15 protein-coding genes, 1 pseudogene and 1 other annotated feature are annotated in these 19837 nt (G+C 49.4%); of the genes and pseudogenes, 9 read left to right on the top strand and 7 right to left on the bottom strand.

The window, feature by feature from the left end:
* The first annotated feature begins 94 nt into the window (after positions 1-94).
* From WKJ03_RS09090 to glmS, 4 genes are all read left to right on the top strand, one after another.
* Positions 95-2401 carry a TonB-dependent hemoglobin/transferrin/lactoferrin family receptor gene (locus WKJ03_RS09090; RefSeq protein ID WP_337841874.1) on the top strand — a complete coding sequence of 769 codons (2307 nt, stop codon included), beginning with the start codon at positions 95-97 and terminating at the stop codon, positions 2399-2401.
* A 135-nt stretch (positions 2402-2536) separates the two neighbouring features.
* The gene (locus WKJ03_RS09085; RefSeq protein ID WP_337841873.1) at positions 2537-3280 is read left to right on the top strand and encodes a ZIP family metal transporter; all 744 of its coding nucleotides are present in this window, start codon (positions 2537-2539) and stop codon (positions 3278-3280) included.
* Positions 3281-3388: 108 nt separating this feature from the next.
* Positions 3389-4159, top strand: coding sequence for a DeoR family transcriptional regulator (locus tag WKJ03_RS09080; RefSeq protein WP_337841872.1), 771 nt, complete (start codon positions 3389-3391; stop codon positions 4157-4159).
* A gap of 14 nt (positions 4160-4173) precedes the next feature.
* On the top strand, positions 4174-6003 hold the full coding sequence (gene glmS / locus WKJ03_RS09075) for a glutamine--fructose-6-phosphate transaminase (isomerizing) (protein WP_337841871.1): 1830 nt from the start codon (positions 4174-4176) through the stop codon (positions 6001-6003).
* A gap of 294 nt (positions 6004-6297) precedes the next feature.
* Here the strand turns inward: glmS and WKJ03_RS09070 are convergent, their stop codons facing one another.
* Both WKJ03_RS09070 and WKJ03_RS09065 read right to left on the bottom strand, forming a co-directional pair.
* Entirely contained in the window at positions 6298-7020 is a 723-nt protein-coding gene (locus WKJ03_RS09070; protein ID WP_337841870.1) for a CBS domain-containing protein, read from the bottom strand.
* Positions 7021-7080: 60 nt separating this feature from the next.
* Positions 7081-8296 (bottom strand): annotated as a pseudogene (locus WKJ03_RS09065) (IS3 family transposase).
* Positions 7903-8019, bottom strand: a sequence feature (AL1L pseudoknot). It overlaps the preceding pseudogene by 117 nt.
* Positions 8297-8630: 334 nt before the next feature.
* Between WKJ03_RS09065 and WKJ03_RS09060 the strand changes: the two are divergent.
* The 4 genes from WKJ03_RS09060 to WKJ03_RS09045 all read left to right on the top strand — a co-directional run bounded on the left by WKJ03_RS09060 (position 8631) and on the right by WKJ03_RS09045 (position 13843).
* A complete protein-coding gene (locus WKJ03_RS09060) occupies positions 8631-9770 on the top strand; it encodes a DNA cytosine methyltransferase (RefSeq protein WP_337841869.1) in 1140 nt (379 codons plus the stop codon).
* A gap of 1 nt (position 9771) precedes the next feature.
* Complete coding sequence (locus WKJ03_RS09055; protein ID WP_337841868.1) at positions 9772-11172, top strand: ATP-binding protein; 1401 nt, start codon at positions 9772-9774, stop codon at positions 11170-11172.
* A complete protein-coding gene (locus WKJ03_RS09050) occupies positions 11169-12137 on the top strand; it encodes an O-methyltransferase (RefSeq protein ID WP_337841867.1) in 969 nt (322 codons plus the stop codon). Before WKJ03_RS09055 ends, WKJ03_RS09050 begins: the two co-directional genes overlap by 4 nt.
* 1100 nt (positions 12138-13237) lie before the next feature.
* The gene (locus WKJ03_RS09045) at positions 13238-13843 is read left to right on the top strand and encodes a 2Fe-2S iron-sulfur cluster-binding protein (RefSeq protein WP_337841866.1); all 606 of its coding nucleotides are present in this window, start codon (positions 13238-13240) and stop codon (positions 13841-13843) included.
* Positions 13844-14141: 298 nt separating this feature from the next.
* Here WKJ03_RS09045 and modF read toward each other — a convergent pair whose 3' ends face one another.
* The 3 genes from modF to WKJ03_RS09030 all read right to left on the bottom strand — a co-directional run bounded on the left by modF (position 14142) and on the right by WKJ03_RS09030 (position 17491).
* Positions 14142-15596 carry a molybdate ABC transporter ATP-binding protein ModF gene (gene modF, locus WKJ03_RS09040; RefSeq protein ID WP_337841865.1) on the bottom strand — a complete coding sequence of 485 codons (1455 nt, stop codon included), beginning with the start codon at positions 15594-15596 and terminating at the stop codon, positions 14142-14144.
* Between the two features lie 24 nt (positions 15597-15620).
* Positions 15621-16532: a dienelactone hydrolase family protein gene (locus WKJ03_RS09035; protein ID WP_337841864.1), complete on the bottom strand. Its 912-nt coding sequence runs from the start codon at positions 16530-16532 to the stop codon at positions 15621-15623.
* Between the two features lie 116 nt (positions 16533-16648).
* The gene (locus tag WKJ03_RS09030; protein WP_337841863.1) at positions 16649-17491 is read right to left on the bottom strand and encodes a hypothetical protein; all 843 of its coding nucleotides are present in this window, start codon (positions 17489-17491) and stop codon (positions 16649-16651) included.
* Positions 17492-18075: 584 nt separating this feature from the next.
* Between WKJ03_RS09030 and WKJ03_RS09025 the strand changes: the two genes are divergently transcribed.
* On the top strand, positions 18076-18504 hold the full coding sequence (locus WKJ03_RS09025) for a DUF1801 domain-containing protein (protein ID WP_337841862.1): 429 nt from the start codon (positions 18076-18078) through the stop codon (positions 18502-18504).
* Here WKJ03_RS09025 and WKJ03_RS09020 read toward each other — a convergent pair.
* The gene (locus WKJ03_RS09020; protein WP_337841943.1) at positions 18492-19412 is read right to left on the bottom strand and encodes a YafY family protein; all 921 of its coding nucleotides are present in this window, start codon (positions 19410-19412) and stop codon (positions 18492-18494) included. The two genes, WKJ03_RS09025 and WKJ03_RS09020, sit on opposite strands and share 13 nt — an antisense overlap.
* Positions 19413-19417: 5 nt before the next feature.
* Positions 19418-19726: a nuclear transport factor 2 family protein gene (locus WKJ03_RS09015; protein ID WP_337841861.1), complete on the bottom strand. Its 309-nt coding sequence runs from the start codon at positions 19724-19726 to the stop codon at positions 19418-19420.
* Between the last annotated feature and the right edge of the window lie 111 nt (positions 19727-19837).

Genomic DNA, 19837 nt, shown 5'->3' with positions numbered 1-19837 from the left:
TCAAATATTTTGTTGAGAATAATTCTTATTTGATCTAACCTTGCCGCCAACAAAAACACATTCAGAGTTATTTCTGAACACGAAGGACCTACCTATGCTGACAAAAAAATCTCTGCTGGCGCTGGCGATCGGTACTGCAGTTATCACCCCGCTTTATGCCCAAAGCTCCACCACTGAACTGGAAGCTGTCACAGTTTCTGCTGACGCGCTGGACAGTCAAAAATCGACCACTGCTGCCACAGTGGTAAAAAAGGCGGACGAACTGGAAAAAGAACAGGCACAGCAGCTGCAGGATTTAGTGCGTTATATTCCTGGTGTCACGCTGACCGATCAGGGCCGTTTTGGCTCCTCAGGTTTTAATATCCGTGGCCTGGAAGGCAATCAGGTGGCCATTACTGTTGACGGTTTGTCAGCGGGCGAAACCTTAAACCCGTCTACCTACGCGTTTTATGATTTCTTCGCCGCTGGCCGCGGTGGTGTCGACCCGGATCTGGTCAAACAAATTGAAGTGGTTAAAGGCGCAGACGCCATTGCCGCCGGCAGTGGTTCTTTGGGGGGCGCGGTGCTTTTTGTCACCAAAGACCCGGCCGATTTTTTAACACCCGAAGGCGATGATGCGGCGCTGAAGCTGAAGGCCGCTTACAACGGTGCCAACGACGAACTGGCCACTACCCTTACCCTCGCTGGCCGTGCTGGTGCCTGGGAAGCCTTGCTGGTGGGCACCCTGCGTAATGGCCATGAAATGGAAAACTACGACGACTCGGCAGAGAAACAGGCCATTACCGGCTCGGGTCGTCCAGTGGCAGACCCACTCGACAATCAAAGCCATAACATTCTGGCCAAGGTAAAGTACCAGGCATCCAAGCGCCATGAGCTGGGTTTAACGGTTGAATCTTACAAAGCCGATACCGACACCAATAACCTGTCCTGGTTAAGCCGCAGCTACCTGACCCGCAACAGCGATGACCAGGTAAAACGTCAGCGCATTGGTTTAAACCACCAATGGCTGGCCGAAACCCCCTGGTTTGACAGCCTGAGTTCCAGCCTGGATTTCCAGACCACAGAAAACAATGCCTACACCCTGATGCTGGCACCGGCCAGTACAGCGCGGCTTTGCTCGCCTGGCCCTTGCTACCGCAGTGAAGACCGGGATTATCAGCAAGACTTAATGAAGTTTGCCTTTGCCTTCGACAAAGAGCTGGGCGGCGACATCAGCCAGCAGTTGTTGTACGGCGGCAGCTATGAACAGCGCTCAGTGGATTTCTCTGCTGTGGATACCAGCTATGTTGGCGAAACCTCAGAAATTGCCCGTCAGGACATTGACCCGGATTTTGTGCCAGAGACAGATGCCGATTCACTGGCTTTGTATGTGCGTGACCATATTCAGTTTGGCCAAAGCAAGTTCAGCCTGCTGACCGGCGCCCGCTATGACCATGTCAGCTACAGCCCGACTGTGGGTGAAGGTTTTAACGACCCAACCGGCTCAGTGCGCGATTTATCATTCAGTGCCCTGACCGGCCAGCTGACCGGCCGCTACCAGCTGGATCCGAATCAACGGCTGGAAGCTCAGGTCGGCCGGGGCTTCCGTGCACCTAGCACCGAAGAGCTGTATTTCCAGACGGCCAATGTCAGCCGCACTGAACAGGCAACAGGCGTGGTGGTGGACGGCTTAAACAGTGCGCTGTCTAACCCGGATCTGGAAGCGGAATACAGCACCAACCTGGAATTGAGTTACCTGTGGCAAGGCGAAAAAGGTCGGGTCCGTGTGGGTGTGTTCCATGATACCTACGACAACCTGATCACTCAGGTGACCCAAGTGCAAAACCCGGAAACGGTGTACGAAAGCTGTACCAGCTTTGGTTGCACAGTCACCCAAGGCAACCCATACACAGTCAACGACAACGTGGGTAAAGCCACAGTCAAAGGGGTAGAGCTGGAAGGCAGCTGGCGCGTCACGCCGGAATTTGAACTGCGGCTGGCTTACAGTCACCTGGATGGTGAAAAAGACAATGGCGACCCGCTGATCACCGCCAGTCCGGACAACCTGGTGTTAGGTGCGCAGTACCAGCTGACCAGCTGGTGGCATTTACACAGCAATTTGTCTTACACCGCCAAAGTTGAGGCCAAAGACGCCTACGAGACCGACGAAAACGGCGACCAAAGCGCATTAGTCACCTACTTGCCAGGTAGCTCTGTGGTGCTGGATCTGGTCAGTAACTTCCAGCTTGGCGACAGCTGGCAGGCCAGCCTGGGCGCTTACAACCTGCTGGACCGCGAGTACTACCGCTGGGAACGCATTCGTTACGCCGCCAGCAGCCGCAACAATATCAGTGCGGATGGTATTCAGCGTTACAGCGAACCTGGCCGCTACCTGCGTGCCAGCATTAGCTACAGTTTTTAGTTCCTCACCTTTCCCTGTCTGGGCCTTTGCTCAACCACCTGCTGTGCAGGTGGTTTTTTTCGTTTAAGCTGCCATCATTCACAGATCAAAGTTATAATGTCACACCTTTTCCTGCCCAGTACCGGATGCCCAGCCATGATTGAGTTGTACAGCCTTAGTGCCGCTGCATTAGTGATGCTGGTGTCGTTATCCGGTGCCGTGTTGTTTTTATTGCCTGAGCGGCGTTTGCAGGCTTTTCTGCCGCTGATCCTCAGCCTGGCGGTGGGCGTGCTGCTGGCCAATGCATTTTTGCATTTGTTGCCGGATGCGCTGGCGATGCAGCATGAAAGCCGGCCCGTGCTGGGCTGGGTGCTGGCTGGACTTTTGGGTTTTTACCTGCTGGAACGCCTGTTGAAACACAACCACCCCGAACTGCCCGGGCCGCAAAGTTACGGCAAGGTCAATCTGGTGGCCGACGGTGTGCACAACTTTATTGATGGCGTGCTGATTGCGGGCAGTTTTCTGGTCGACCCTATGCTAGGTGTCACTACCACAGTGGCCATTCTGATCCATGAACTGCCGCAAGAAATCTCCGACGTGGCGGTATTGCTGCATGCCGGATTCAGCCGTAAAAAAGCCTTATTGTTCAATTTACTCTCTGCCAGTGCCTGCCTGGTTGGCGTGGTGGTCACCCTGATCATCAGCCATTGGATCAGCCCCAACCTGAGTTATCTGCTGGCGGTCACCGCCGGTGCTTTTATCTACCTGGCCAGTGCCGACTTGATGCCATTGCTGCGGCAACAACAGCAAAACAACAACCTGCTGCAACCGCTGTTTATGCTGTTGGGTGTACTGCTGATGTGGCTGCTGATTGGGCCAGAACACGGCCATCAGCACTAAAACACCGCCGAATTTCAACCATCCACTTCGCTGAACTAGCTTTCACTCTTGCACTTAAGTTTCGTTCATGTAAAATAACTTTCGAAACGAAACTTAAGTGAATGGCAGATGAACAAACGTAACACCCAGCAGCGCCGCCGTCTGATCCTCGACCTGTTAAACCAACAGGGCGAAGTCAGTGTTGAGCAGCTGGCTGCGCACTTTGACACCTCTGAAGTCACTATCCGCAAAGACTTAACCGCGCTGGAAGACAATGGCTTATTGCTGCGTCGTTATGGCGGTGCTGTGCTGGTGCCGCAGGAGCTGATCCATGAAGCTGCTGTCGAACAAGTTTCACAACGAAAGTTACAGCTGGCCAAAGCCGCAGCGGCGCTTATCCGCGACCATAACCGTATTATCCTCGACAGCGGCAGCACCACAGCGGCGCTGTTGCCTGAGTTATCGCATAAAACCGGCCTGGTGGTGATGACCAACTCGCTGGCTATTGCCAATGCGCTGCGCGAGTTGGAAAACGAACCTACTTTATTGATGACAGGTGGCAGCTGGGACGCCCAGTCGGAATCCTTTCAGGGCCAACTGGCAGAGCAGATGCTGCGCGCCTATGATTTTGACCAGTTGTTTATTGGTGCCGACGGCATTGACCTGCAGCGCGGTACCACCACCTTTAACGAACTGACCAGCTTAAGCCGGGTGATGGCCGATGTGGCCCGCGAGGTGATAGTGATGGTCGAATCCGACAAAATCGGTCGGAAAATTCATAACCTTGAATTGCCCTGGTCTGTGGTCAGTGTGCTCGTCACCGACGACCAGCTGAGCCCTGAGGCAAAACAAGCCATAACAGCTCATGGCGTCAAAGTGATTTGCGCCCCTCTTGCTTAACCGGAGTAGAACAAATGTGTGGAATTGTAGGTGCAGTAGCACAACGTGACGTAGTAGAAATTCTGGTCGAAGGTTTACGCCGCCTGGAATACCGTGGTTATGACTCTGCCGGTGTGGCGGTGTTAGATGGCACCGGTGAACTGCAGCGCGTGCGCCGTTTAGGCAAGGTGAAAGAGTTGTCGGACGCCATTAAAGCTCAGCCTGTTCCTGGTGGCACCGGTATTGCGCACACCCGCTGGGCCACTCACGGCGAACCGTCTGAGCGTAACGCTCACCCTCATGTGTCCGGTAAAATCTCTGTGGTGCACAACGGCATTATTGAAAACCACGGCCCACTGCGTGACATGCTGAAGGCCAAAGGTTATGTGTTTAATTCCGACACCGACACTGAAGTGATCGCCCACCTGGTGGAAGAAGAGCTGAAAAACACCGGTTCGCTGCTAACCGCCGTACAAACCGCAGTCAAGCAGTTCAGCGGCGCTTACGGCACAGTGCTGATGGACAAAACCGACCCAAGCCATTTAGTGGTGGCCCGTTCTGGCAGCCCGCTGGTGATTGGTTTTGGTATCGGCGAAAACTTTATTGCTTCAGACCAGCTGGCCCTGTTGCCGGTCACCCGCCGTTTTATGTTCCTGGAAGAAGGCGACGTGGCTGAAGTGACCCGCCACAGCGTCACCGTGTACGACAAAAACGGTGTGCAGGTAGAGCGCACTATTACCGAGTCAACCGCCAGTTATGACGCCGGTGACAAAGGCCAGTACCGTCACTTTATGCTGAAAGAAATCTACGAGCAGCCAAGTGCCATTATCAACACGCTGGAAGGTCGTTTAGGCAGCGACTCTGTGCTGGACGAAACCTTTGGTAACGGCGCCGCCGAGCTGTTTAAACAAGTGCGCCATGTGCAAATTGTCGCCTGTGGTACCTCGTACCACTCCGGCATGGTGGCCCGTTACTGGCTGGAGTCCTTAGGTGGTATTTCCTGTAACGTCGAAATCGCCTCCGAGTTCCGTTACCGCAAATCCTTTGTGCAGCCAGGCAGCCTGCTGGTCAGCATTTCGCAATCAGGCGAAACGGCCGACACCCTGGCGGCACTGCGCTTAGCCAAAGAAGCCGGGTATTTAGGCAGCCTGACCATTTGTAACGTGGCGGGCTCGTCCTTAGTGCGTGAATCAGACCTGGCCTTTATGACCCGCGCTGGTGCTGAAATTGGTGTGGCCTCTACCAAAGCCTTCACCACCCAGCTGGTTGGCTTAGCCATGCTGACGCTGGCCATTGGTAAATACAACGGCCTGACCGCCACTCAGCAACAAGACATGGTGCAGGCGCTGAAATCGCTGCCAGCCAAACTGGAAGAAACCTTAACCCTGGCGCCAAAAATTGAAGTGCTGGCCACAGAGTTTGCCGACAAACACCACTCGTTGTTCCTTGGCCGTGGCGACCAGTACCCAATAGCGATGGAAGGTGCGCTGAAGCTCAAAGAAATTTCTTACATTCACGCCGAAGCTTATGCCGCAGGTGAACTGAAGCACGGTCCGCTGGCGCTGATTGACGCCGACATGCCGATTATTGTGGTGGCGCCAAACAACGACCTGCTGGAAAAGCTGCAGAGCAACGTAGAAGAAGTGCGGGCCCGTGGCGGTATTTTGTATGTGTTCGCTGATGTGGACGCCCATTTCAAATCAGACGCCACCCAGCGGGTACTGAACGTACCACACGTGCACCCGCTGATTGCACCTATCGTCTACACCATTCCGCTGCAGTTATTGAGCTACTACGTCGCCATTATCAAAGGCACAGACGTGGACCAGCCACGCAACCTGGCCAAGTCGGTGACTGTGGAATAGGATTTTGTTTTTATTGGAAAATGATGTGGGATGAAAATAAAGATTCATCCCACAAAATAAAGCCTCATCATTGAAAATATAATTTCATCATCAAAGGCCCCATACAATTGGGGCTTCTTTATTTACGGCGCCTTGAAAATCAGCGACATTTCAATTGATATATATTTTTGCATGTGCGATGTCTTCATGACGCATAAATGGCCTAGCGCTTAGGCTCACATATACCAAATTTGGAGTGCAGCGGAGCATTTGGTATAATTGTGTAGCTGATCGTTAACGTAGCTGTAGGAACCGCTAATTTGCTGACTCCGCCATGTCAACGACGAAACTTACAACTAGTTCTGATCTGCTGACTATTCCTATAAAGTATTTGTCATCCGATACAACAGGCAATGCCTCTACATTAAGCTCTTCAATGATTTTCAACGCTGTTAGTTTTTCGGTGTTCGGATTAACAGCATTATTTATAGATACAAAACTGGGAATACCAAGATCAATAATGGAGTTCATTGCTCGTTTCTTAACCAAGCTTAAAAAATACTTACCGCTGAGTTTTGTATTTTGCCCTAAAAAGTATCGTTTATAGTCTTCTACACTTAACATGCCCACAAATATAGGATTGCTTTCCCCTCGCTCATCATCTTCACATTGATCCTCAATGATAATAAACCTGAAAGGACGGTAGGTTGGAAATGTCTCCAAGCTATGTATGTCATCTTCGTGTGCATATATACAATCGACGCCTATGCTCAGTATTTCCCCTTCGGAAGACAGCTTTGAAATTTGTTTTGATATAGTGGATCGAGAGGTTTCTCTCAGCTTCAGGGACAAATCCCCAACACTGAACTCAGCCAGATTTCCCGACACAAGCAACCATATGAGAAATGGGGTCAACCCCACAACCACATCAATTGCTTTCACTTCATACTTGCCGCCACTCTTAGCACGAATGATTAAAGACGCACCTACGACAAACATAAAAGTAATAACTAATAAGAATTCGCTACCACTGAACATTTTGTTGGGTATCCTAAATTATGAATCGTACCGGTACATTCGGAGGCGGATTTGTTTGAGTCATGCTGCCGTATCTTGCCTTAATTGTCGATAATAGTTTTCCTCATATTCAGCTGGCGGGATATCACCAATGGCGCTCAGCAATCTTCTGTTGTTAAACCAATCAACCCAATCTAATGTGGCAAGTTCAACCTGCTCCAGCCCACGCCAAGGGCCGTCTTTATAGATCACCTCGGCTTTGTACAAGCCGTTAATCGTCTCAGCCAAAGCATTGTCATATGAGTCGCCAACACTGCCGACAGACGCGGTAAAACCAGCTTCTGATAATCGCTCTGAGTAACGTATTGAGACATACTGGCTTCCTCTGTCACTGTGATGAATGACGCCTTTAGGCTTACCTCTCGCCCATAGAGCCTGCTCCAGTGCATCCAGAATTAACTGCGTCTGCATCGATTTCATGACCCTCCAGCCCACAACTTTACGGGAAAACACATCGGTGACGAAGGCGACGTAAACGAACCCTGACCAAGTGGCCACGTAGGTAATGTCCGCCACCCAAAGCTGGTTTGGCCGGCTTGCGGTAAACTCCCGGTTCACCAGATCCAGCGGCTTTGCAGCGCTCTCGTCAGGGATGGTCGTAATACACTGGCGACCACGCCGAACGCCCTGGAGCCCAAGGACTTTCATCAGCCTGACAACGGTACAGCGAGCCACCGTAAAGCCCTCACGCCCCAGTTGTTTCCAGACTTTCCTGCTCCCATAGCATTGCCGATTGTCCTGCCATACGCGCAGAATTTCAGGCTTTAGCGCCTCATCCTGGTGATAACGCTGACAACGCAGCTCTGGCTGAGCTTCCAATGACTTGCACCGGTAATACGTTGATGGCGCGATCTGCAGCACATGACAAATCGGCTCGACACCATGCAACGCTCGGTGCGAATCAATGAACTGGATTATTTCTTCGGTTTGCGGTCGAGCTCCGCCTGGGCAAAAAATGCAGCTGCTTTCTTCAGGATCTCGTTGGCCTGCTTAAGCTCTTTGTTTTCGCGCTCAAGTTGCTTGATTTTGGCTGCGGCATCGGTGGTAACACCAGCTCGTTTACCTGAATCGACCTCAATACGATTACCCAAGCCCTCAATGTCTCAGGAGTACAGCCAATTTTGGATGCAATAGAGACCAGCGCAGCCCACCTGGATGGGTGATCATGCTCTGAGGTCAAAACCATGCGAACTGCGCGCTCGCGGACTTCTGCGGAATACGTTGTTCTTTTGTTCATGGACTAATTCTCTCAAGAAAATTAGCCTCCGACAAACCCGGTATGATTCATATTTAGCATAAATGCCAATTGTGGAATGGACACTATAAATGGCATTTTAGTTGAACTCGTGAGAAGCTCTATTCGTTGGTCTACCAATATTATCAGCCAAAGTACAAATGAATATAAGGCTATCGTTCACCCAAAATCACAGGATGGAAGGCTAAAGTGGATATCTAGGATCAGGTCTGCGTTGTACTCATCATGTGTATAGAAAGTCTCGGTCTACGGTCGACAGAATCGGTAAACGATGTCAAAATATGATGTAAGGTAGTGTGGGCTAAAGGTGAATGGTGTGCGCAAAAATAATACGATAGTCGATTTGTTTTCCGGTTGTGGCGGTTTTGGACTTGGAGCCGAATACGCCGGCTTTCATACATTGGCTGCCATTGACATCGATCCCATATTACAGTCGTCCTACAAAAAGAATTTTCCCAAAACTAAAGTTATTTCTGGTGATTTGGCCAAAATGGACAAAGATTCATGGAGAATCATTCTCAAAGGAGAAGAAGTAGATGGTGTCATCGGAGGGCCGCCTTGTCAGGGCTATAGCAGGATTGGTAAATCAGATGTAAGTGACCCTCGTCGGTCGCTTGTTGCTCATTTCTTCCGCAATGTGAACTTGTTAAAACCAAAATTCTTTGTAATGGAAAATGTGGAAGGAATTCTTGACTCAAAAAACCTCTCAGAGCTAGAGAGTGCGATCAATACAGTGAGTAAAGATTTTGTAGTATTGGATCCATTTATTATAGATGCATCAGACTTCGGAGCCCCAACTGTCAGGAAAAGAGTAATTGTTGTAGGTTATAACCCAAGTCACGTTGCTAACATTTCTGCTGAAGATTTTAATATAAAAATTAATAAAGTGAATGTCCGAGATGCGATATCAGATTTACCAGCCCCTATTCCGCAGTCGAACGATCCAGATAATTATGGGTGGGCAAGTTATAATAATGATGTCCAGCTATCGAACTATGCAAAAGAAATGCGAAAAGTAAGAAGGAATTTAGGATGGAACATTGCTATTAATAAAATCCGAAACGGCGAAGTTAGTGGTTTCTTTGACACAGTTCATTCACAAACCGTAAAAGAGAGATATGCAGCAACCAGGCCTGGAAGCACAGACGTCGTTAGCCGGTCAAAAAAGCTAAGTTGGGATGGTTTTTGTCCTACTCTGAGAGCTGGCACGGGTTCTGATAAAGGTAGTTATCAGGCTGTCAGACCGATTCACCCCGAACAACAAAGGGTTATTACAGTACGAGAAGCTGCTAGATTACAAGGATTTCCTGATTGGTTCGTATTTCATCCTACAAAATGGCATAGTTTTAGAATGATTGGAAATAGCGTATCTCCATTAGTTTCAAAAGAGATACTGAAAATAATAAAGAATAAATTTATAGTTGACATGAATAAAGTTGAAAGGAAGCAAGGTTAGCATGAACAACAAAATAGCAGATTTTAAGCCAACAAAAAGATTTTTTGTTGAAATGCTTACTCGAGATATAGATCTAGAAGACGCCATTCTTGATCTATTAGACAATTGTCTCGATGGTGTTGCAAGGACCCAAAAGAAAAATCCTGATGAAATAAATTACAATGGATATTGGGTAGATATTGAGTTTTCGAAGACAAAATTTACAATTTCAGATAACTGTGGCGGAATCCCAATCAGTAGTGCGGAGTATGCTTTCCGCATGGGGCGACCTTCAGATGCTCCGAGAGAAAAACTAGCTACTGTGGGTGTGTATGGTATCGGAATGAAGAGGTCAATTTTCAAGATTGGTCGTCATTGTGAAATAGATACAAAACACGGTTTAAATGATGCATTCTCAATTGTGATCAATGAAAGCTGGCTGTCTAGTGATAATACGTGGAGTATAGATCTACAAAATTCGTTTGGTTTTAGTGAAGTCAATGGCACAAAAATATCAATTTCAAAGCTGAATGAATCAGTGTCTGCTAGGTTTGACAATAAAGAATTTAAAACTAGTTTAATAAATAAAGTTATATATGCCTATTCTTATATAATTGCTAAAGGGTTTCAGGTTAAAATAAATGGTGAAAAAATAAATCCTAACCCAATTACACTTCGTTATGAACTTGAACATGATAGTGGGCATGCGATACAACCCTACATATACAAAGCAGTAATTGATGATGTCGAGGTGAATTTAATTGTAGGGTTTGCAGCACCTTTGGTAACTGAACAAGAAGAAGAAGAAGAAAAAAAAGAACCAAGAAATAGGTCTGAGAATGCTGGTTGGACAATTGTTTGTAATGACAGGATCGTTGTTTATAAGGACAAATCTGAGCTTACCGGCTGGGGGGTTGACTATGCCCGGTACCATACACAGTTTATCTCTATAAGTGGTATTGTATATTTTAAGTCGAATGATCCAGAGAAATTGCCGATTACAACGACGAAACGAGGCGTAGATGTAACATCCCCTTTATTTCTAAAAATACGAAAACATATAATAGAAGGAACGAAGTTATTTATTGATTACACCAATAAATGGAAAGGTGAGGAATTGATCAAACAGAGCAATTCTAGATTACTAAAGAGTAGCAGTGCGACACCATTAGAAGTAATTGATAAGTTTTCTCAGAAAACAGAATCATGGACTAATGTAAAAAACAGGACAAATGAACAGAAATTTAAGCCATCATTGCCTGTGCCTTTTACTAATAACTCTGGCTCAAAGAAAATAACTTTTTCCAAAGACGTTGATTCTATAGATTTGGTCGCTGAGTACTTAAATGTTGGTGACGAGTACACATCAAACCAAGTTGGAGAACTTTGCTTTGATTTTGTTTTGCGCGAGGCATCAAGATGAGTTCCAATGTTCCTTACCATTTGCGTACAAACAAATCAATTGATAGGCAAATATTTTTCGAAATTTTGAGTCTTCTTAAAGTCCCGTCAAAGATACAAGATTATAAGTACGTTAGCCTTGGTGGGCCAATGCTTGAAGATCATCATTTACTTCATAGTAGTCTTGGAATATCAAATTTAGAATCTTTAGAAAGGGACAAATCGGTATTTTCAAGGCAGCAGTTTAATAAGAATTTTAAATGCATTTCATGTGTAAATACCAGTATCAATGATTATATAAATGCATTTGAGAGAAATTCTCCAACAATATTTTGGCTTGATTATACTGATACAAAATGGGGTTCACAGTTTAGAGCATTACACTTGTTATTGGGGAAACTCGATGCATATGACATATGCAAGTTCACGATAAATGCCAACCCAGATGTGTTGAGTGGTGATGCAAATGGATCAAGCAAAGTAGATGTTTTTAAAAAGAAAGCAGATTGTCGTTTCCTTAATGAAAATCTTATAGAGAATGATGTTTCTACGATGGACCGTTTTGCTAAAACATTGACTGATATGATACAGACAGCGGTAGAGTCTGCATTGAAGACATCCGAAGAGTTAATTTTCAAGCCATTATGTATCTTTCGCTACATCGATAATAGACATCAGATGTTATCGATTACAGGGATAATTCTTAGGGAGGATACTGAGACTACATCACTGTTGGAGAGATCTCATCTTGATGTTAAAGATCACATTTGCAAATCATGGCAGGATATACATGAGATAAATGTTCCTGATCTCACTTTAAGAGAAAAGTATGAGATCAATAGAAATCTACCAGGTACACAAGTTGATGAAATAATTGATTTGCTTCCATTTGAAATAGATAAAAGTCCGACAAAGGTTCGTGCTGCATTATCAAACTACATAAAGTACTATCGGTATATGCCTAATTTTCAGCGAGTTTCGCTCTAAATAATATCAATAATTCTGGTATTTAACTGTTCTTTTCTTTCTTCTTTCTAAGAGGTGTCAAAGAAAATGAGCTACAACGGATGGAGCGAGCTGAACACCAGCGCAAATCCTTGTTGGTTGAATGTTCTGAGTGTTGATATTTATCGCCTGTGGTGAAACTTTATTTTCAATTTCTCAAGAGCATTCAATCTAGTCTAATAGCTGCATGATGAAACTTTAGGTTTGCCTCAAATCGCGATAATTTGGCAGGATGTTTGCTCCAGAAGGTTTCATGTTAAGTCTTTATTTTTAAACGACAAATGACTGAAGTCAAAAACTGGGTAGGGTAATGAAAGGCTCCTTTAGCGGAGCCTTTTGACTGTTATGAAACACTGAGATCATCCCGGGCAGGGTTAGTTGACACTGAGCAATCGCAAGGTCCAGTAGGAAGCGGCTCATTCCGGACCTAAGGGAGCTCACGAAGTCCGAAACTAAATTCTGGAGGGGCTGGCGGCGCTAAATCCAGAAAAAACTGCTGAAAACGGGCGCAGGGGTGACACAGGTTTGGAAAATGTCTGGAGATCAAGCAAATAAAAAGGACTTAAGCAATATAAATCAATTGTTTAGCCTTTTTTTTGGTGGTGTAATCTTATTTGCATCAAGCAACGGTCAAGCAATTTTGTTTTTGCAAAATCAAACAAAGGCTAAAAATAAATATTATTTTAATCATGTACTTAATCGGCATTGCGCTTAAATTCAACCCATTCGGTTTCCTGTGGTAAGCGGCACAGTTCCCTCACCAGGCTGATTAAATCTTGATTGTTTAACTCAATAGGCATCAGTCGGACTCCCTGAGGCTTTAACTAAACGGGTTTTGCCTGTTAACAGCTCTTGCATCATGCTTTGTTTGATTGCCATTGAGTGGTTTCTTCCCTTGCGGATGCTTACGGCACTGAATACCGAGCTGGAGAAAATTTGGTATTTGATCGACATACCTTAGCAGGAATGCCTGGTTTGGCGAAGAGAGGTTTAACGCGACTCTATGGCTAGTGGGGATATGCTTGTAATTCGGCGTTCAATTGGTCAAGGTGGAGCTTCTACTGTTTTCTGAGTGCGCTAAGGTGATAAAAATCTCGACCAGCCAGGGGCTTGAGTTTGTGCAGCAGCATGGGCAAAGCATTCTGGATGCCAGTATTGAGGCGGGTTACCCCATTTTGCATAGCTGTCGCTCCGGCCGCTGTGGTTTGTGCAAAGCCAAATTGCTGGCGGGCGACACTCAGTGTTACCGGCGTGAGGAGTTGCCTGCTGCGCTCTGTCAGGACCAGTGGATCCTGACCTGCAGCCGCACGGCGCTTTCGGATGTTCAGCTGGAGCTGGGCGCTGGCCAGCCGATGCCGCTGGCCAAAGCGGTGAAACTGCCTTGTGTGATCCGTCAGCTGAGCGAAAAAGGCCCGTACCTCTTGTTGGTTAACCTGCAATTGCCTTTGGTGTGCAGAACCCGTTATCAACCGGGTCAGCGCCTTTGTGTGCTGAATGCGGCTGGTTTGTCCGGCACTTATCAGGTGGCGGCTGTGTTGCCGGAGCAGCGCCAAATTCAACTGCAGCTGGCGCGGCACGCCGACAGTGCTTTGCAGCACTACTGGTTTGCCGAAGCCCAAATGGACGATGTGCTGACTCTGCTTGGCCCTTTGGCGCCTGTGCCGGAAGCTGCGGCAGACGCGGATTAAGTCCGCAGCCGAAGCTTTGCTTTCCAGGTGCTAGAGCACCGATTAGTTTAAGAAGTGAGCAGCAGAGCAGCCTGAAAAAGGCTCAATCAAGGCGTAACAGCGAAGGAATAGTGGGGCTCTTTCGAGCTGTTACAACGCGGAGTGAGGGTTTTTCAGGCGCTCCCGTACGGGCGAAATCAGAATGGCCGCATGCGGTGTTAGATTTTCTCGATTTAGGCCCACTAAACCTTCAAAAATCTGCCTTGCCTGCGGCCATTCTGACTTTCGCTGCTGTCGCTTTTTTAAACTATTCGGTGCTCTACGCCTGGTAGTGCGTCATATCCAATACCCTGTCGACCCCAGCTATTTTGTCGTCCGGGTGGTGGTTGACGTACAGCAGGGTGGTTTCGCCCTGTTGGCTCAGAATGTTCAGCAGCGCCAGTACTTTCAGCCGGTTCAGCGGGTCCAGACCATTGCAGGGTTCGTCTAGAATCAGCAGGCTGGGGTGTTTCACCATAGCGCGGGCAATCAGCACCAGCCGCTGATCACCAAAAGACAACTGCTGGAACGACTGCTGCGCCTGATCCGCCAAAGCAATCAGCTGCAGCCATTGCTGGGCCAGCTGAGTCTGGTGCAGCGTGGGTTGTTCATACAAACCTATGCTGTCGTAAAAGCCGGATAACACCACATGCAGCACAGGGCAGCTAACGCGGTATTGCAGTTGCAGGCTGTTGGAAATCAGCCCTATGTGTTTTTTGATATCCCAGATGCTTTCGCCCTGACCGCGCTGGTAACCCACCACTTCTAAATCATTGGTGTAGCAGTGTGGGTTGTCGCCAGTCAGCATCGACAGCAGGCAGGTTTTGCCGGAGCCATTGGGGCCGACAATCTGCCAGTGCTCGCCGCGGTTCACCTGCCAGTTCAGGCCCTGAAACACCACCCGGTCATCGTAGTGCACTTTACCGTTACGCAGCCGCACCAGCCGCTGCTGGCCATCTGGCAACGGCGGGGTAAAGCGGTCCTGGTCTTTAGCCGGCAACTGCTCTGGCGGGTTTTGTAAGGTGCTGAGTTTGTTCAGCTCAGCCAAATCGGCCGGGTCCAGCCCCTGCCCCTGATTTTGCCAGGCCAGCTCACCATGGTTCAGGTAAAGCAATTGCCGGGTAAAGCACGGAATTTCACTGTGGCGGTTGGTCACCAGGATCAGGGTGAACTGCTGCTGGTGCTGTTGCAGCCAGTCGCGCAACGCGGCCTCGCTGGCGGCGTCCAGGCCGTTGTAGGGTTCGTCCAGAATTAAGTAGTCTGGCTGGCTTAATAAAGCCCTCAGGATCAGCACTTTGCGGCTTTCGCCTGTGGAGAGCGCTAAAAAAGCGGTGTCCAGCCTGGGGCTGAAGTTCAGCAGTGTGGCCAGTTGCTGCAGCTGGTGTTCAAGGGCGTTTGACCAGAGCGGGAAGTCACGCTGAATAATGTCGCGGGCACTGCTGGGGTTGGGCAATACATCCAGAATATCGGCGTCGTCTTTACGTTTTTCGGCCTCAATCAGTGCTTTTTGCTGCTCGGTGCTCACCCAGGCGACTTTTTTTCCAGTGGCAGAGGGGCTGACGAATTCGCCGCTTTGGCACTGGCCTTCACCCGCCAAAATGGCGCTCAGCGCCGATTTACCGCTGCCATTTGGCCCCAGCAACACAGTGTGCTGGCCCGGCGCTATCGTCAGCTGCTGCAGCTGCATCCGGTAATCTTTCCCCAACACAAAGGTGCAGTGCTGCAGCTTAAACATCTGTGGTCCTTTCCTTGTTAGTGATTAGCTTAAATGCTGGTTAAAAAACGCCAGGGTACGTTGCCAGGCCAGTTCGGCTGCGGCCTGGTTGTACCTTGGTGTGGTGTCATTATGAAAGCCGTGTTGGGTGTCCGGGTACATGTAGCTGACCGCGTTTTTACCGGCTGCTTTTAATGCCGCATCATAAGCTGCTGCACCGGCGTTTACCCGTTCATCCTGTTCGGCGTAGTGAATTAACAAGGGCGCCTGAATGGCGGCCACTTTATCGGCGTCGGCCTGGCGACCATAAAAGGGCACCGCGGCTTTTAACTCTGGCAGCTCTGTGGCCAGGAAATTGGCCATGCCACCGCCATAACAAAAACCTGTCACTCCCAGTTTGCCATTGCCCTGCGGCCAGCTTTGCATCGCCTTGGCCACTGCAATAAAGTCTTGTTTGGTTTTGTCCTGATCCAAAGTGCCAAATAAAGCGCGGGCTTTGTCTTCATCGCCGGGGTAGCCACCCAGCGGAAACAGTGCATCTGGTGCAAAAGCAATAAAGCCTGCCAGTGCCAGCCGGCGGGTGACATCTTCAATATGGGGGTTTAAACCCCGGTTTTCGTGCACCACCAGCACCAATGGCCTGTTGCCACTGTCGGTGTCTGCGGCTTTTGGCTGCGCCAGGTAACCACGCACAGTGCCGTAACCGGCGGGAGAAGGAAGCTCCAGATAACGGCTGCTTAACGCTGGGTCGTCCGGGCTGATTTGCTGGCCAAAGGCATAATCGGGCTGCAGCGCTTCCAGTATGCTCAGTGCTGTGACACCTGCTACGGCAAAACGCGCCACACCAGAGAGAAAGTCGCGGCGGCTGATGTCGCCATGCACATACTGATCAAAGAGTTTTAACGTCTGAGGTGAAAAGTCGGCAGCGGTTTTTCGGGTTTTCGGTTGGTCGGCCATGATTTCTTCCTGCTGTGAATGGGTGGTTGTTTTTTATACAGCAAGTTTTCATCTGCCGCATAGTCTGGCATGACGAAACTACAACAGAAGCCGCTAAAGCGAAGTTCGTTGTTTGGTTAGTCTGTCTGTGGCATTGCCTGTGGAAATACCTTCAGCAGTTCAGGTTGCAACAGCGCAAAATCGTCCGGGCTGAAAAACTGCCGGTGCAATTGAAGCACATCCGTCTGGTAGGCCGCGTCGGCCATTTTCTGATCTATCCATTGCACCATCTGCAGGCCAAGCTCACTTTTGTTGCAGGCCAGATAACCGCTCACCAAAGGCTGGCCGGTCAGCTGATGCGGGTAGAGTTTGGGCGCTTCCGGCAGGTGCTGCAGGCTACGCATGGTAATGGCGGAAAACTCCAGCAAGGCATCCAGCCGGCCTTTGCTTAACATCAGTGCCAGGTTTTGTGCCGCTTCTGCACCACTGCGCTGAAAAAATTGTTTGGGGTGACTGCTGATCAGTTTGTCCAGCTCGGCGCCATAGCTGCGGCCGCTAATCACACCAATTTTCAGCTCGGGTTTTTGCTGCACCAGCCGGGCTAAATCCAGCGGCGTTTTGCCAAAGGTGCGGGTGCCTATCAGCTGCAAGGGCGGGTAAATGGTGGTGGGTAAGCGGGCGAAATACAGCAGCTTTTCGCGATCTTTGGTTTTTATTTTGCTGAGTGCACAGTAGTTGCCTGGTTGCTTCAGCATTTGCCAGGCCCGCAGCGTACTCAGTTGCACTGGCTGTATTTGCAGTTCCGGGGCTGCACTTTGACTCAGCCGTTGCAGGATCAGTGTTTCTACATTAATGCGATCGGCATCCGATTGCGGTAAATGGTTTTCCAGCAACAGCATCAGCTGAGGTGCTGCCTGTGCAGGAAAAACCGCCCCAAACACAGCAAATGCCAGAACTGGCCAACAACAAAGACGTAGCATCAGCACCCCGGTCTTCTGGCTTCCTTAAGCAGTCTAAAGTAACGTAAAAAACCGGTACTCACTAGTGTGAATTTGTACAAAGCTGTGACGTTAGCCTGCGCACGGGTTGCGACAATTTGTCACATCGCGCTATTTGCAGGTATCGATTACTCTGAACTTGGGTTCACTGCAGGTCTGGCGATTGGCAGTGGTATCCTCTGTATCAATTGCCTTAGGCTGCCCTTAGCGGCAGCTTTTTTTATGGTGACTTGTTGATTCAGATTATTCAGTTCCACTAGGGCTTGTTGACGTTTCGAGATTAAATTTTGTTCGCTCTGGCGGTGTTCTGAACGCGAAACGAGGAGCGAAGTTTAGTTATTCTAAATAAGCGACGAGTGACAAAGTGCAGGGCGCCGCCAGACCGAACCCGAAGGGCAGCGCCTGGCCGGTCTTTCTGCTGCGTTAGTGCTCGTTTATGTAGAATAACTACACTGCACTCGCACTGCCTGGCATAAAAACCGGCCAGAGGCTGCAAAAATAACCCTGAAACGTCAACAAGCCCTAATGCTATGGTTATTAAACACCTGAATACCCATGAGTTATCTATGGCAGACAATAAAACCCAGCCAACCGGCGTTGCTGTGACTGATTACCTGGCCGCTATTGAAAAACCAGCCCGACGGGCAGACTGTGAACAACTGGTGCAGCTGATGCAGCAGGTAGTTGGCGAGGCGCCTGTGATGTGGGGCCCCAGTATTGTTGGTTTTGGCCGCTACCACTACCAATACGCCTCTGGCCGTGAAGGCGATATGTGCCTGATAGGTTTTGCCAACCGCCAGGCCGAAATCAGTCTCTATGTGCTGAGTTGTGGCGAGATTGATCAGCAGCAGGAATCGCTGCTCAGCCAACTGGGCAAGTTCCGCAAAACTGTGGCTTGCATCTACATTAAAAAGCTGGCCGATATTAACCTGGCCGTGCTGGAACAATTAATCCGCTATTCGATGCAACAGACCCGGCAGCTTTATCCAGAATAAAGCTGCAGCAGCTGCTGGCTTTGCAGGCGGATTTCGTCAATCAGCGCTTGTGGCTGCAGCACCTCTGCGCTGGTGCCGAACGACAATAACCAGCTGGCCAGGCTGCGCCAGTCGCTGGTTTTTAACTCCAGCAACATCTGCTGGTCTTGTTGGCTTTCCGCACCAAAACCCTGCCACCATTCGCGTTTGGCGCGATCTGCGGCTGCAGGGGCAAAGCGGATCAGCGCACTTAGCTCCGGTGTGGGTACACAGCTTTGTAAAAACTGCTGCGCGGAAAAGTCCGGTCTGGCTGGTACTTTTTCGGCCAGTAATTCGACGGCAGAAATCCGGTCCGTTCTGAAATCCCGCCAGTCCTGCCTTAACCTGCACCAGCCAATAAAGTGCCAGCGGCCGAGATAATAAATCAGCCCCGCTGGTTCTACGTCACGCTCACTCTGTTGCCAGCTGGCATCCTGATACTGCATCCGTACCAGTTGCTGATGGGTAATAGCCCGTTGCAATAAGGTCAGATCGGCGGCCGGTGGCTGGCTGCTTTGTGGGGCTGCCATAGCGCGGGCCAGGTGTTGCAAGCGGTCTTTGCTGTCATTGGGCAATACGGCTTTGATTTTATCCAAAGCACTTTGCATCAGCTGGGTGTAGCCAGGGCTGGTCATGCGCTGCGCCAGCAACAAACCCGTGCTGAGCGCCATGGCTTCCTGCTCGGAGAAGTTCACCGGGGGCAGCAAGTAGCCTTTCATCAGCCGGTAACCTGAACCTGCTTCAGCCAGCAGTGGCACGCCAGCTTCGGCCAGTGCGGCCATATCGCGGTAAATGGTGCGTACACTCAGACCAAAATGCTCCGCCATCAGCTCGGCTGTGGCACTGCGGCGGCTTTGTAAAAACAGAATTAACGCCAGCAGGCGATCCACACGGTTCAAGCGGCAACTCCGGGTTCTACAATGAGTCGGCTGATTTTGCCATCCTGCAACGCAAACATATAGCACCAGACTTGCTGACCGGCTTTGGCCTGCACCAGCGTCTGACCGGCCTGCTCCGCGGCGCCCACCAGCTGCAGTTGTTGCTGATGCTGGTGTTGCCAGCGCTGAATATCGGCGCAACCCACCCAGATCTGGTTTTGGTACAACAACACGGCTTCAGGATCAAAGCAGGACAGCAGTGCTTCGGTGTCATGACGGTTGAAGGCGTGCCAGTAACTGGCAATAGTGGGGTTCAGGCTGATCATTGTGCTCTCCTGCTTCGTATTCAGAGTTCAGCATAGAGCAGCCGACTGACAACCTTATGTCAGCAGCAAAACCCGAACAGCTGTTATTTTTCAGCCACTCAGCTTTGACTT

This window comes from Rheinheimera sp. (assembly GCF_037442525.1).
GTDB lineage: Bacteria > Pseudomonadota > Gammaproteobacteria > Enterobacterales > Alteromonadaceae > Pararheinheimera.
The sequence above is the reverse complement of the archived record's forward strand: the minus strand, read 5'-3'. Positions and strand labels throughout refer to the sequence as shown.

Coding starts and splice junctions, on each gene's coding strand:
- WKJ03_RS09035 (WP_337841864.1), bottom strand. CDS start 16,532: ATGGCCGACCAACCGAAAACCCGAAAAACCGCTGCCGACTTTTCACCT.
- WKJ03_RS09070 (WP_337841870.1), bottom strand. CDS start 7,020: ATGTTCAGTGGTAGCGAATTCTTATTAGTTATTACTTTTATGTTTGTC.
- WKJ03_RS09015 (WP_337841861.1), bottom strand. CDS start 19,726: ATGATCAGCCTGAACCCCACTATTGCCAGTTACTGGCACGCCTTCAAC.
- WKJ03_RS09080 (WP_337841872.1), top strand. CDS start 3,389: ATGAACAAACGTAACACCCAGCAGCGCCGCCGTCTGATCCTCGACCTG.
- WKJ03_RS09050 (WP_337841867.1), top strand. CDS start 11,169: ATGAGTTCCAATGTTCCTTACCATTTGCGTACAAACAAATCAATTGAT.
- WKJ03_RS09055 (WP_337841868.1), top strand. CDS start 9,772: ATGAACAACAAAATAGCAGATTTTAAGCCAACAAAAAGATTTTTTGTT.
- WKJ03_RS09030 (WP_337841863.1), bottom strand. CDS start 17,491: ATGCTACGTCTTTGTTGTTGGCCAGTTCTGGCATTTGCTGTGTTTGGG.
- WKJ03_RS09090 (WP_337841874.1), top strand. CDS start 95: ATGCTGACAAAAAAATCTCTGCTGGCGCTGGCGATCGGTACTGCAGTT.
- WKJ03_RS09085 (WP_337841873.1), top strand. CDS start 2,537: ATGATTGAGTTGTACAGCCTTAGTGCCGCTGCATTAGTGATGCTGGTG.
- modF (WP_337841865.1), bottom strand. CDS start 15,596: ATGTTTAAGCTGCAGCACTGCACCTTTGTGTTGGGGAAAGATTACCGG.
- WKJ03_RS09025 (WP_337841862.1), top strand. CDS start 18,076: ATGGCAGACAATAAAACCCAGCCAACCGGCGTTGCTGTGACTGATTAC.
- glmS (WP_337841871.1), top strand. CDS start 4,174: ATGTGTGGAATTGTAGGTGCAGTAGCACAACGTGACGTAGTAGAAATT.